Origin of the sequence: Janthinobacterium sp. HH102 (assembly GCF_001758625.2) — a bacterium.
Taxonomy (GTDB): domain Bacteria; phylum Pseudomonadota; class Gammaproteobacteria; order Burkholderiales; family Burkholderiaceae_D; genus Janthinobacterium.
In genome coordinates this window covers 5,440,703-5,453,995 of record NZ_CP062062.1, presented here as the reverse complement: position 1 = coordinate 5,453,995, position 13,293 = coordinate 5,440,703, and the positions used below count along the sequence as shown (strand labels likewise).

The following is a 13,293-nucleotide window of genomic DNA, read 5'->3' as shown; positions in this document are numbered from 1 at the left end:
CCCACTGGAGCGAAGATGAAGAAACACTGGATGGCGGCGCTGGCCGGCCCCTTTTTACCCGATGCCGGCCTGCTGTTTGCGCGCGTGGCGGGCGTGCTGCTGGTGCTGCACGTGCACGGCTTGCCCAAGCTGCTGCATTTTTCCGAGGAACTGGCGCACATCGACGACCCGCTGCACCTGGGCCGCGCCGTCACCTTGTACTGCGCGCTGTTCGCGGAAATCCTCTGCCCGTTGCTGGTCGCCGCCGGCCTGCTGACGCGCCTGGCCTGCCTGCCCCTGCTGTTCCTGCTGGGCGTGTCGATGCTGCTCGTGCATCCGGACTGGAGCATCGCCGACGGGCAGTTCGGCTGGCTGCTGATCATCGTCTTCGGCACCATTGCCATCAGTGGCGCGGGACGCTATTCGCTCGATGCGCGGTTGCGGGCGTAAGCGGTGATGTCAACGATGTGTCGGGTTACGCTCCGCTAACCCGACCTACGCCTAAATAACACCATTTCACCCCGATCCCCGTCCGCCCCACCAGGCCGGCGGGGATTGTTATTTCCATCAGGAATTTAAGTCTGTGCCTCAAGGTGTGGCAGCGCACGGTGGCGCGCGGCGGGCGCGGTTAAGGTGGTGCCAACAGCTTGCTGCTGATCCAGTGTTTGATATGGCTCAGCCCGGCAGCGTTTAGCCGCTTCTTTTTCCCAGAAGCGAGGAGAATCATGATTCGGTCACGGCATCGAGCATGGTTGATTTATTCACTATTAAAGGAAACCATCATGAACGCGATTGAAAAAACCAGCTCCGAGATGAACGGCACCGCCCAGGAAACCCGCCAGGATTTGCACCGCACCATCGACAAGGTGGCTAGCCAGGCACAGCCTCTGGCCGACAAGGTCGCCACGCGCGCGCATGACAGCGTGGACCAGGTGGGCGACCGCATTGAGCAAGTCAGCGACACCGTCAGCAAGGCCTCGGAGCGCCTGATGGCGCGCGGCAAGCAACTGGGCGTCGCTTGCCAGCGCGCGGGCGAAACGGGCCGCGATTATGTGCGCGAGCGCCCGGCCATGTCCCTGCTGATTGCGGCCGCGGCCGGCTATGGCCTGTCGAAATTGCTGGGTTCGCGTAAATAAGTTTTACGCCTTCCTGGAAGCATTTGTCGTGGGCGCTGTTCCCTTCGCCGTCATGGCGGAGAGGGCCAGCGCCCACGCACACAAGGTAGTAGCAAGCAGTAAAGGAGAGTGATGATGCGCTCCATTTTGTTGTGGTTGATTGGCATACCTATTCCCATCATTATTTTGATTGCCCTGTTCGTGCGCTGAATGAGGGAGTTGTAGCGTTACTTCCCGGGGCAAACTACTCACAGGAGATGTAATGGCTACCACCAAGAAAACGCCGTCCACGGACGGTGCGGGTTCCGTATTGAGCAGCATGTCCGGCCCATCCGACAGCAATGCGCCAAACAGCCTGGGCACTGACAATGACGTGACCCGCGCGCTGCTGCAAAAGACGGCCGCCAGCCAGCAGCTGTCCGCCGCCATGGCCGACAATCCCAAGGAAGATGGCCAGTATGGTGAGGCGGCGCGCACGCCGATCGAAGGCGTGCATGTGGCGGCCGGCGAACCGCTGGCCACGGCCAGCACCACGGGCGAAACGCTGGCGTCGCCGAAGACGGGCGATGGCCAGCCCGCGCTGGGCGAGAATGCGCTGAATAGCTCGCTGGATGGCGCCCGCAGCGACGACAGCGGCTGCGTGCTGACGACCAACCAGGGCGTGCCCGTGGGCGACAACCAGAACTCGCTGAAGGCGGGCTTGCGCGGCCCCACCCTGATGGAAGATTTCATCCTGCGTGAAAAGCTCACGCATTTCGACCATGAGCGCATCCCCGAGCGCGTCGTGCATGCGCGCGGTTCGGCCGCCCACGGCTATTTCGAATGCTACAAGGAACAAAGCAAGCTGACGCGCGCCGCGCCGTTCGCCAAGGCGGGCAAGCGCACGCCCGTCTTCGTGCGCTTTTCCACCGTGGCCGGCGAGCGCGGCTCGACCGACACGGCGCGCGACGTGCGCGGCTTTGCCGTGAAGTTTTATACGGACGAGGGCAACTGGGACCTGGTCGGCAACAACATCCCCGTCTTCTTCATCCAGGATGCGATGAAATTTCCCGACGTGGTCCATGCGGTCAAGCCCGAGCCGCACAACGGCATGCCGCAGGCGGCCAGCGCGCACGACACCTTCTGGGATTTCGCCTCGCTGTCGCCGGAAATCACGCACATGCTGATGTGGGTCATGTCCGACCGCGCCATCCCGCGCAGCTACCGCATGATGCAGGGCTTCGGCGTGCACACCTTCCGTCTCGTGAACGCCAAGGGCCAGTCCGTGTTCTGTAAATTCCACTGGTCGCCCATGGCCGGCACGCACTCGCTCGTGTGGGACGAAGCCGTCAAGATCAGCGGCGCCGATTCCGATTTCCACCGGCGCGACCTGTGGGAATCGATTGAATGCGGCGAGTATCCCGAATACGAGCTGTCGTTCCAGGTCTTCACGGAAGCGCAGGCCGAAGCGTTTCCCTTCGACGTGCTCGACCCCACCAAGCTGATTCCCGAAGAGGTGGTGCCCCTGATACCCGTCGGGAAAATGGTCTTGAACCGGAATCCCGACAATTTTTTCGCCGAGACGGAGCAGGTGGCCTTTTGCACGGCGCACATCGTGCCCGGCATCGATTTCAGCAATGATCCGCTGCTGCAGGGTCGCATCCACTCGTATATCGACACGCAGATCACGCGCCTGGGCGGCGCCAACTTCCATGAAATCCCCATCAACTCGCCGCTGGCACCCGTGCACAACAACCAGCGCGACGGCATCCACCGCCAGGCCATCAACCGGGGCCGGGTCGCGTACGAGCCCAATTCGCTGGCGGGCGGCTGCCCGTTCCAGGCCGGCGCCAGGGGCTTCAACAGTTTTCCCGCCTCCGCCGAGGGCGACAAGGTGCGCGGCAAGCCCGAGAAATTCGCCGAGCACTTTGGCCAGGCGAGGCTGTTCTGGATCAGCCAGACGCCGGTCGAGCAAGACCATATCGTGCATGCGTTCCGCTTTGAACTGAGCAAGGTGCAGACGGTGGCGATTCGCAAGCGCATCGTCGCCATGCTGCGCAATGTCGACGAGACCCTGGCGCAGCGCCTGGCCGATGCGCTGGGCCTGGCGCTGCCGCCCGTCATGCCGCCCGTGTCCATGCTGCCGATTCCTGCGTATCCGCCGTCGCCGGCCCTGTCGCTCTTTTTCCGCCCCGGCAAGACAGGCATTCATACCCTGCGCGTGGCCATCCTCGTCGGGCCGGGCAGCGATGGGGCGCAGGTGCGCAACATCTATGCATCCTTGCTGGCCGAGGGCGCCGTGCCGCGCCTCGTGGGCAGCCATCTGGGGAAAGTCGACACGAGCGGCGGCGCGCCGCTCGACGTGGAAATCTCGCTCGAAACGGGACCGTCCGTGCTGTTCGACGCCGTCGTGATACCGGATGGCCAGGGCGCCGTGCAGCAGCTGGGCAGCGACGCCAACGCGCTCGACTTCCTGCGCCTGCAATACCGGCACTGCAAGCCGATGCTGGCCATCGGCGCGGGCAAGGGCTTGCTGGACAAGGCTGGCGTGCCGGTGACCCTGCCCGACGGCAAGCCGGACCCCGCCATCATCGTCGTGCCGGCGGGCGACGTGGCGAAAGGCGTGGCGGCCTTTAAAAAGGCGCTGGCCGCGCACCGGGCGTTTGCGCGCGAAACGGATCCGCCCCGCGTGTGATGTCCGTTTGAGCGTCAGCGGGGCCGGCCTGGCTTGCCCCGTTGGCGTAACCGTGCGCAACAGTGCGCAACAATGTAAACAAGAAAAACGTCCTGCGATGATATGCTGCTGACTAGAACTGTTCATTTGCAACTATTTCTATCACTGCAGCAAAGAACGGCTTCAGCAAACCGGATCGCGATTACCGCATGGACAAGTACACACCTCGCACCTGGGGGCCGGGCGAACGTCCGACCTTGCCCGGGTCGCCATCGATGCCCGAACATTCGACGCCCAAGCGTGTCGCGTATTTCATCGTCGGCCTGATCGTCGCGCTGACGGGGGGACTCGGTAACGGCCTGGTGACGGCCAATTTGCTGAACCTGCAAGGTTCGCTGGCCGCCTATGCCTACCAGATGCAGTGGCTGCCGGCCGCCTACGTGATGACCATCGTGTCCATGAATCTGCTGCTGGTGAAGTTCCGCCAGCAATTCGGCCTGCGCCTGTTTACGGAAGCGTTCCTGGTGCTGTATGCGCTGGTGACGTTCGCCCACTTGTATGCCAATACCTTGCCGTCGGCCATCGCCGTGCGCGCCGCGCATGGCATGGTGGGCGGCGCGCTGGGCGTGCTGGGGCTGTACTACACCTTGCAGGCGTTTCCCGCGCGGCACCGCCTTAAAGGCGTGGTGCTGGGCCTGGGCTTTGCCCAGCTGGCGCTGCCGCTGGCGCGCATCTTCACGTCTGAACTGCTGCAGATCGGCGAATGGCACGGCCTGTACCTGTTCGAGCTGGGACTGGCCCTGCTGGCGCTGGGCTGCGTGCTGGCCCTGAAGCTGCCGCCCGGCGACCGCGTGCAGACGTTCGAGCCGCTCGATTTCCTCACCTTTATTCTGTTCGCGCCCGGCGTGGCCCTGCTGTGCGCCGTGCTGGCGCAGGGACGCACGGCGTGGTGGATGGAATCGGAGTGGGTGGGCGTGTGCCTGGCGGGCTCCATCGTGCTGATCGCCGCCTCGCTGGCCATCGAGCATAACCGCGCGCGCCCGCTGCTCAACACGCGCTGGCTCACCACGGGCAAGATCGCCAAGCTGTTTTTATCGGTGCTGCTGTTTCGCATCGTGCTGTCCGAATCGACGGGCGCCGTGGGCTTTTTGCAGGCGCTGGGGCTGAACACGGACCAGATGCAGAACCTGTTCATCGTGGTCCTGCTGGGCAGCGTGGCGGGCCTGGTGGTCAGCGCGCTGACGATCAATCCGGCCACCCTGAACCGCTCGCTGATGTTCGCGCTGCTGCTGATCGCAGCCGGCGCCCTGATCGACGCGCACGCCACCAGCCAGACGCGCCCCGTCAACATGTATGTCAGCCAATTCCTGCTGGCCTTTGGCGGCACGTATTTCCTCGGTCCCACCATGGTGGCCGGCATGGGCGCCGTGATCGCCGAACCGCGCAACCTGGTGAGTTTTTCCGTGATGTTTACCATGACGCAGAACCTGGGCGGCTTGCTCGGGTCGGCCATCGTCGGCACCATCCAGACGACGCGCGAAAAATACCATTCCAGCTATCTGGTCGAGCACCTCACCATGCTCGACCCGCAGGTGGCCGCGCGCGTACAGTCCGGTGCCGCAAGCTATGGCGGCGTGCTGACGGACCCGGCGCTGCGCAGCGCCCAGGGCGTGGCCCGCCTGGGCGCCGTCGCCACGCGCGAAGCCAATGTCCTCGCCTACAACGACGTCTTTTTGATGATCGCCGGCGTCGCCGTCGCCACCCTGATCTGGATGCTGGTCAGCCAGTTCTGGACCCGCATCACCACCGGCGCGCGCCGCCTGGTCGGCCCCGTGCGCGATGCGCAGACGGCCATGGCCATCGTCCCCATTACCAATTCGGAACCGAGCAATGACAGAAAATAACACCCCGCCGCCAGTACCGACGCCTGCACCGCCATCCGCACACGCAGCGCCTTCCATGACACAGCCGGACCGGCGTCACCAGTGGCTGTCCGCGCTGGCCTTTGCGGCCGTGGCCCTGGTGGGCGTGCTGATCGTGCTGTATGCATGGCGTTTGCCACCGTTCACCAGCCCCATCGTGACGACGGAAAACGCCACCGTGCGGGGGCAGGTGACCATCATCGGCACGCAGCTGTCGGGCTATGTGGTGGAAGTGACGGTGCAGGACTTCATGGATGTGAAGGAAGGCCAGCTGCTGGTGCGCATCGACGACCGCATCTACCAGCAGCGCTACGAGCAGGCGCAGGCGCAGCTGGCCGCGCAGCAGGCGGCGCTGTCGAACTGGGCGCAGCAGAAGGCCAGCGCGCAGGCGGGCATTTCCGTCAGCGAGGCGGCGCTGGCCAACGCGGAAGCGCAGGCGCGCAAGGCCAGCGCGGACTTGAGCCGGGTGGAGCAGCTGGTGGCCGACGGTTCGCTGTCGCAGCGCGAACACGACCAGTCGCGCGCCACGCAGGCGCAGATGGCGGCCGCGCTGGCACAGGCCCGCGCCAATCTCGATATCGCTCAGCAAAGCGTGCATTCCGTGGTGGTCAACAAGCAGGCGCTGGAGGCTGCCGTGGCCAACGCGCAGGCGGCCGTCAAGGCGGCGAAGATCGACCTCGATAACACGCGCATCGTCGCGCCCTCCGACGGCCAGCTGGGCCAGGTGACGGTGCGCCAGGGTGCCTATGTGAATTCGGGCGCGCAGCTGATGGCGCTGGTGCCGCGCCAGATGTGGGTCATCGCCAATTTCAAGGAAACGCAGATGAACGGCGTGCAGGAAGGGCAAAGCGCCACCTTCCACGTCGACGCGCTCGACGGCGCCGTGCTGACGGGCCAGGTGGAGCGCGTTTCGCCGGCCACCGGGTCCGAGTTTTCCGTGCTGCCGGCCGATAATGCGACGGGCAACTACCTCAAAATTGCCCAGCGCATTCCCGTGCGCATCCGCATCGATCCGGGCCAGGCGAATGCGCGCCGCCTCGTGCCGGGCATGTCGGTGGTGGTCAGCGTCGACACGTCGGCCGTGCTGAACGACTCGGCGGACAATCCGGCGCCCCCGCCTGCACCGAAGAAGGCCAAGCCATGAAGCGCCGTCACCTGCTGATGGCCGGTGCGCTGGCGCTGGCCGGCTGCGCCGCCAACGCGCCGCCGCAGCCCGCATCGGCACTGCAGCTGCCGTCCGGCTGGCGCGCGCAAGCCGTCGGCGCACCTGCGGCGACGGGTGCCCATGTCGAGCAACTGTGGTGGCAAGCCTTCGGCGATCCGGTCTTGAGCGACCTGGTGGGCGAGGCGCTGGCGCGCAATGGCGACTTGCGCGTGGCGCGCGCCCGGGTGCAGGAATACCGCGCGCGCCTGGCGCAGGCCGACGCGAACCGCGCGCCCAATCTGGCCTTCGACGGTTCGCCCACGCGCACGCGCACCCTGGCGTCCAGCGGCAAGCCGTATGTGACGAATGTCTTCCAGGCCGAACTGCAGGCCAGCTATGAAATCGACGTGTGGGGCCGGCTGGCCAGTCTGAGCGACGCGGCCGGCGAGAGTTACCGCGCCGAGCAGGCCAGCCTCGATGCGGCAGCCCTGTCGATCGCCGCCAGCGTGGCGACCAGTTACCTGAATCTGCGGGGCCTCGACGCGCAGCTGGAGTTGACGCAATCGACCCTGCAGCTGCGCGAACAGTCGCGCGAGCTGGCGCGCAAGCAGTTCGAGGTGGGCTACAGCTCGCGCCTGGAATGGCTGCAGGCGCAATCGGAATACCACGCGGCGGCCGAGCAGGTGCCGCAGCTGCAGCGGCAGATTTTCGAACAGGAAAACGCGCTGGCCATCCTCGTCGGCGGCAATCCCGGCCCCATCGCGCGCGGCTTGCCGCTGGCCGGGCTGGCGGCGCCTGGCGTGCCGGCCGGCTTGCCGTCCGAACTGCTGCGCCGGCGGCCCGACATCGCGCGCGCGGAACACAACCTGGCGGCCGCCAACGCCAGCCTGGCCGCCACGCGCGACCAGCTGCTGCCCTCGTTCAAGCTGACGGCCGTGGGCGGCGGGCAGGCGACCACGCTCACCGATTTCCTGCATGCGCCCACTGCCCTGTGGCGTCTGACGGCGCTGGCGGCCGGCCCCCTGTTCGATGGCGGGCGCGTGCAGGCGCAGACGGATGCGGCCGGCGCGCAGCGCGACCAGCTCGTGTACGCGTATGAAAACGTGGTGCGCAACGCGTTCGCCGAAACGGAGAACAGCCTGGGCGCCCTCTACCGCCTCCAGCAGCAAGCCGTGGAAAACGACGCGCGCCGCGCCGCGGCGGCAGACACCCTGCGCATCGCGCATAACCGCTACCGCAATGGCTACGCCTCGTACCTGGAGGAACTCGACGCCCAGCGCACCCTGTACAGCGCCGACGTGGGGCTGCTGCAGCTGAAGACGCGCATCCTCGTCGCCTCGGTCGACCTGTACCGCGCCATGGGCGGCGGCTGGTCGGCCCAGACGCAATAGATGCGTGTGCACGGTGCGGCCAGTGTAATATTCTGAGCAGGGAAAGCGGCGGCGCCGTGCCAGCTGCTCCCGTCACGAACGAACGAGGTCGCAGCATGACGATTTTTGGCATAGGCATCCACATCCTGATCGCGGTATTTTTTGCGATCCACGTGGTGCGCAACGGGCAGCAGCTGTACTGGCTGCTTATTTTATTCATGTTCCCGCTGCTGGGCAGCGTGGTGTATTTTTTCGCCATCTACCTGCCCAATTCGCGCCTGCCGCAAGGCGCGCGCAAGGTCGCTTCGGTGGCCGTGCAGGTGCTCGATCCGAACCGCGAATTGCGCGAGGCGAAAGCGGCTTTCGAGTACACGCCGACGGCGCAAAACCAGATGCGCCTGGCCAGTGCGCAGCTGGAGGCGGGCGATGCGCAGGAAGCGGCAGCGACGTACGAAGCCTGCCTGCGGGGCGCGTTTTCATCGGACCTGGAAATTCGCCTGGGCGCGGCGCGCGCCTATCTGGAATGCGCGCGCGGCGCCGAAGCGCTGACGCACCTGGAATTCATCCGCCGCACGGATATCCATTTCCGTCCCGAGATGGTGTCCCTGCTGACGGCGCGCGCGCTGGCGCAAAGCGGGCGACAGCAAGAAGCGAAGGCGGAATTCGACGATGCGCTGACGCGCTACAACAGCTTCGAGTGCCGCGCCGAGTGCGCGATCTGGGCGCTGCAGCAGGGCAACAAGGTGCTGTCGGAGCGCCTGCTGCTCGATATCGACAGCGCCATGGCCCGCTGGAGCAGCCATACGCGGGCGATGTATGCGCCGCTGCTGGCGCGCCTGGAGGCCGCGCGCCGCTAGCCGGTTTGCCGGTGCCTGGCGCGGATACGCTTACACGCCTGGCACTGGATTCTTCCCTTCAAGCAGTTTGTATCCCTTGCCATCGAAGCCATAGCGCGCGTGGCCGTTCAGTGGCGTGGCGATGCGCGGCGGGTCTTCGTCCGGCTTGACCTTGACGCCCGGCTTGATCTTTTCGGAGGCGCCCTTGAAATCGATCAGCAAGTCATCGTAGGCGCCGCCATTGCGCGCTGGCGCGAAGCGCCAGTTCCCCTTGACCATCCAGCACTCGTCCGTTTCAGGACCGCAGGCGCCCATATTGTCCGAGTACAGATCGATGGCGCCATCGAGTGAGGTGACCTTGCCGTCGCCGATTTCAAACAGGGCCAGTTGCGTGATGGTGTAGCCCTGGCCCGTATAACCGTAGCGGATCGCCAGTCCCGGCTTGTTCGCGCCCAGCATGACCCAGTGGACTTCGCCGAGCTGCCCCGACGAGCCCAGGGCGGCGATGTTTTCCAGGCGTTTCACGACTTGCCACTGGCCGTCTTCCGGCGTGCCCTTGGGCGCCAGGAAAAAGACATTCAGCAGCCCCGGCGAGGCATGCGCCGATTCGGCCGTGCCTTCCGTGTTGGCCGTTTCCGCATTCGCCACCAGGATGGCGCTGCCATCGGGCAGCAGCTTGTGGCTGACGGCGCTGACCACGTAACTGAGCTTGTCGACGTGATTGTCCGGATCGGGCAGGTCGGCCAGCGCATCGTCGCTGTCGTCGCGGTAGGCCTTGCCGAAGACGGCGCGCATCATGGTCGCTTCGCGCTCGCGCGCCTGCGGCGTGTTCATCGCTTCCGTCCTGGGCGCGGTGGCGGACGGCGGCGGCACGTGTTCGACCGATGCCGTTGCATCGGCGGCGGCGGGGACGGCGGCTGCCACGTCGGCTGCCAGGCCGGCGTTGGCGGGGGTGGTCTTGTCCGAGCAGGCGCCGAGCAGTGCGGAGACCATCAGCAGGACGAGCGGGGTGCGGTAATTCATAGGCAGGGCAGATTGCGGTCATGGAGAATGGGCGCAGTATGCCAGATAGATGAAAGCGAGGGAGCGCGGCCTGGCGGCCCGTCCCTCGCTTCCTTGCCCGCAGGGGGCGTTTTTGCAATCAGCCTTGGCGCTTATTTTTCCAGCGCCACCCTGTCATCGCGCCGCAGCGGCGCCTTCTGGCTGCGCAGTTTCGCCATGCCGCGCTTGAGCAGGTGCTCCAGGTCGTCGATGTAGGTGAACACGGCCGGCACCACCAGCAGGCTCAATAAGGTCGAGGTGATCAGGCCGCCGATGACGGTAATGGCCATCGGCGAACGGAAGCTGGGGTCGGCGCCCCAGCCCAGCGCCAGCGGCATCATGCCGGCGCCCATGGCGATCGTCGTCATCAGGATGGGCCGGCTGCGCTTGTGGCAGGCGTCGACCAGCGCGTCGAAGCGGTTCATGCCGGCCTGGCGCGCCAGGATCGCATAGTCGACCAGCAGGATGGAGTTCTTTGTGACGATCCCCATCAGCATGATCAGGCCGATCATCGACGGCATCGACAGGGCGCTGCCCGTGATCAGCAGCGCCACGAAGGCGCCGCCGATCGACAGCGGCAGCGCCGCCAGGATGGTCACCGGCTGCATGAAGTCCTTGAACAGCAGCACCAGCACGCAGTAGATGCACAGCACGCCGATCAGCATGGCCAGGCCGAAGCTGGCGAACAGCGAGGCCATTTCCTGCGCGTCGCCCAGTTCGGCGATCTTCACGGACGGCGGCAGATTCTTCATCGACGGCAGCGCGCGCGCTTCTTCATTCAGTTCGCCGAGCGTGCGCGAACCGAGTTCCACGTCGAGGGTGACGTTGCGGCTGCGGTTCAACCGGTCGATCTGCGCCGGGCCGCTTTCCATCGTCACCGTGGCCACGTTCGCCAGGCGCACGGGGCCATTCTTGCCGGGCACGGTCAGGCGCTCGATGGCGGCCAGGTCGGCGCGCACGCTGTTGGGCAGCTTGACGCGGATCGGCACCTGCCGCTCGGGCAGGTTCATTTTTGTCAGGTCCGTGTCGTAGTCGCCGGCCGTGGCCACGCGCACGGTCTCGCCGATGGCTGCCGCCGTCACGCCCAGGTCGGCCGCCTTGGCGAAATCGGGGCGCACGATGATTTCCGGACGCACCAGCGAGGCGCTGGAATTGACGTTGCCGATGCCTTTCAGGCCGCGCAGTTCACGCTCGACCTTTTGCGCCGCGGCCATCAGCGCCACCGGGTCTTCCGAGCGCAGCACCAGCTGCATCTTGACGCCCGTGTCGGGCGGCCCCACCGTGAAGCGGGCGCCGGGGATCGTATCGAGCTTGTGGCGCAGCTGCGTTTCCAGGTCCGCCATCGATTCCTTGCGCTCCGTGCGGTGCACGGTGGTCAGGGTCAGCACGGCGCGGCGCGCCTCGGCCGCCGCGCCGGGGGCGAAGGCGTCGCCGCTGGAACCCCCGCCGATCGAACTGAAGACGCCCTGGATGCCTTGTGTGCGCATGGCCGCGTCGCGCGCCAGCGCTGCCACGGCCTGCGTTTCCGCCAGGGTGGAGCCGGGCGGCAGTTCCAGGTTGATCTGCGTCTGCGCACGGTCGGCAGCCGGCACGAAACCGGTCGGCAGCAGCGGCACGAGCGCGATGGCGCCGACAAAGAACAGGGCCGCGGCGATGGCCGTGATGCCGCGGTGGTTCAGGCACCAGCGCATCACGCGCAGATAGCGCGTCATCAGCCAGCCGTCCTGTTCCTCCTTGTGCGGCAGCGGTTTCAATATGTAGGCCGCCATCATCGGCGTGAGCAGCCGCGCCACCACCAGCGAGGCCAGCACGGCCAGCACGGCCGTCCAGCCGAACTGCTTGAAGAACAGGCCGGGAATGCCGCTCATGAAGGCCGTCGGCAGGAACACGGCCACCAGCGCGAAGGTGGTGGCGATCACCGCCATGCCGATTTCGTCGGCCGCTTCCATGGCCGCTTCCATGGGCGACTTGCCCATGCGCAGATGGCGCTCGATGTTTTCGATTTCCACGATGGCATCGTCGACCAGCACGCCGACGACCAGCGCCAGCGACAGCAGCGTGACGGTATTGAGCGTGTAGCCGAACCAGTAGATGCCGAGGAAGGCCGGCATCACGGACAGGGGCAGGGCGGCGGCGGCCACCAGGGTGGCGCGCCAGTCGCGCAGGAACCACCACACCACCAGCACGGCCAGCAGCGCGCCTTCGTACAGCAGTTCCATCGAACCGTCGAAGTTTTCCTCGACGGGGAAGGCATTGTCGATCGACTGCTGCAGCACCACATTCGGGTTTTCCTTTTGCAGGTCGGCGATGGCGTCGCGCGCGCCCTTGGCGACGGCCACTTCGCTGGCACCCTTGGTGCGGAATACCTCGAAGGCGACCACGGTCTTGCCATCCTGCTCGGCCAGCGCGCGCGGTTCGGCGATGGTGTCGCGCACGGTGGCCACCTGGTCCAGGCGCACATGGCGGCCGTCCGGCAGCGGCACTTCCACGCGCGACAGTTCATCGGCCGTTTTCACGGTGGCGATGGTGCGCACCGATTGCTCGGCGCCGCTGACGTCGCCCCGGCCGCCCGGTGCTTCGCGCTGCACCAGGCGCAGCTGGCGCGAGACGTCGAGGGCCGAGACCTTCAATGCCGCCATGCGCGCCTCGTCGAGTTCCACCTGGATCTCGCGGTAGACGCCGCCCACGCGGGTGACGGCGCCCACGCCGGGCACGGTCAGGAGGCGCTTGGCGACCGTGTTGTCGACGAACCACGACAGGTCGGGATAGTCGAGCGGGTTGTCCACGCCGGGTTTTGCCGTGGCGATAAAGGTCAGCACCACGCGCCCGGCCGTGGACGCCTTGGTGACGGTGGGATCGCGCAGCTCGGCCGGCATGTCCGCCTTGACCCGCGCGACGGCGTCGCGCACGTCGTTGACGGCTTCGGCGATCTGCTTTTCCAGGATGAATTCGACGGTCACCGTGACGACGCCATCGAGCACCTTGGTGTAGATGTTTTTCACGCCTTGCAGGGTGGCGACGGAGTCTTCGATCTTGCGCGCCACTTCCGTTTCCAGCTGGGCCGGCGCGGCGCCGGGCAGCACCGCGCTGACGGTGACGATGGGCAGTTCGATGTCGGGGAAATCCTGCACCGGATTGGCCTTGTAGGCCAGCAGGCCTGCCAAAGTCAGCAGCGCGAACAGCATGATGGCCGGGATCGGATTCTTGATCGAGAGGGAGGAAAAATTCATGGC

Annotated in this window: 9 protein-coding genes; 7 read left to right on the top strand and 2 right to left on the bottom strand. The window is 66.1% G+C overall.

The window, feature by feature from the left end:
- Positions 1–15 precede the first annotated feature (15 nt).
- From JAB4_RS24755 to JAB4_RS24725, 7 genes are all read left to right on the top strand, one after another.
- Positions 16–429, top strand: coding sequence for a DoxX family protein (locus JAB4_RS24755; RefSeq protein WP_217494569.1), 414 nt, complete (start codon positions 16–18; stop codon positions 427–429).
- Between the two features lie 332 nt (positions 430–761).
- Entirely contained in the window at positions 762–1,115 is a 354-nt protein-coding gene (locus JAB4_RS24750) for a hypothetical protein (RefSeq protein WP_070223505.1), read from the top strand.
- Positions 1,116–1,356: 241 nt separating this feature from the next.
- Positions 1,357–3,768, top strand: a complete 2,412-nt coding sequence (locus JAB4_RS24745; protein WP_070223503.1) for a catalase — start codon at positions 1,357–1,359, stop codon at positions 3,766–3,768.
- Between the two features lie 188 nt (positions 3,769–3,956).
- Positions 3,957–5,651 carry an MFS transporter gene (locus tag JAB4_RS24740; RefSeq protein WP_070223501.1) on the top strand — a complete coding sequence of 565 codons (1,695 nt, stop codon included), beginning with the start codon at positions 3,957–3,959 and terminating at the stop codon, positions 5,649–5,651.
- Between the two features lie 55 nt (positions 5,652–5,706).
- Positions 5,707–6,813 (top strand): HlyD family secretion protein, encoded by a 1,107-nt coding sequence (locus JAB4_RS24735; protein ID WP_343216316.1) that lies wholly within the window; start codon positions 5,707–5,709, stop codon positions 6,811–6,813.
- A complete protein-coding gene (locus JAB4_RS24730; RefSeq protein WP_070223497.1) occupies positions 6,810–8,204 on the top strand; it encodes an efflux transporter outer membrane subunit in 1,395 nt (464 codons plus the stop codon). Before JAB4_RS24735 ends, JAB4_RS24730 begins: the two co-directional genes overlap by 4 nt.
- Before the next feature lie 95 nt (positions 8,205–8,299).
- Positions 8,300–9,040 carry a hypothetical protein gene (locus JAB4_RS24725; RefSeq protein WP_070223495.1) on the top strand — a complete coding sequence of 247 codons (741 nt, stop codon included), beginning with the start codon at positions 8,300–8,302 and terminating at the stop codon, positions 9,038–9,040.
- Between the two features lie 30 nt (positions 9,041–9,070).
- On the opposite strand, the gene JAB4_RS24720 is transcribed toward JAB4_RS24725, so the two are convergent.
- Together JAB4_RS24720 and JAB4_RS24715 are read right to left on the bottom strand one after the other, a co-directional pair.
- Positions 9,071–10,042, bottom strand: a complete 972-nt coding sequence (locus tag JAB4_RS24720) for a hypothetical protein (protein WP_070223494.1) — start codon at positions 10,040–10,042, stop codon at positions 9,071–9,073.
- A gap of 131 nt (positions 10,043–10,173) precedes the next feature.
- Positions 10,174–13,290 (bottom strand): efflux RND transporter permease subunit, encoded by a 3,117-nt coding sequence (locus tag JAB4_RS24715; protein WP_070223493.1) that lies wholly within the window; start codon positions 13,288–13,290, stop codon positions 10,174–10,176.
- Positions 13,291–13,293: the final 3 nt, after the last annotated feature.

Excerpts from the sequence above, each read along its gene's own strand:
- JAB4_RS24755 (WP_217494569.1), top strand. The coding sequence starts at position 16 with ATGAAGAAACACTGGATGGCGGCGCTGGCCGGCCCCTTTTTACCCGAT.
- JAB4_RS24750 (WP_070223505.1), top strand. The coding sequence starts at position 762 with ATGAACGCGATTGAAAAAACCAGCTCCGAGATGAACGGCACCGCCCAG.
- JAB4_RS24745 (WP_070223503.1), top strand. The coding sequence starts at position 1,357 with ATGGCTACCACCAAGAAAACGCCGTCCACGGACGGTGCGGGTTCCGTA.
- JAB4_RS24740 (WP_070223501.1), top strand. The coding sequence starts at position 3,957 with ATGGACAAGTACACACCTCGCACCTGGGGGCCGGGCGAACGTCCGACC.
- JAB4_RS24735 (WP_343216316.1), top strand. The coding sequence starts at position 5,707 with ATGACACAGCCGGACCGGCGTCACCAGTGGCTGTCCGCGCTGGCCTTT.
- JAB4_RS24730 (WP_070223497.1), top strand. The coding sequence starts at position 6,810 with ATGAAGCGCCGTCACCTGCTGATGGCCGGTGCGCTGGCGCTGGCCGGC.
- JAB4_RS24725 (WP_070223495.1), top strand. The coding sequence starts at position 8,300 with ATGACGATTTTTGGCATAGGCATCCACATCCTGATCGCGGTATTTTTT.
- JAB4_RS24720 (WP_070223494.1), bottom strand. The coding sequence starts at position 10,042 with ATGAATTACCGCACCCCGCTCGTCCTGCTGATGGTCTCCGCACTGCTC.
- JAB4_RS24715 (WP_070223493.1), bottom strand. The coding sequence starts at position 13,290 with ATGAATTTTTCCTCCCTCTCGATCAAGAATCCGATCCCGGCCATCATG.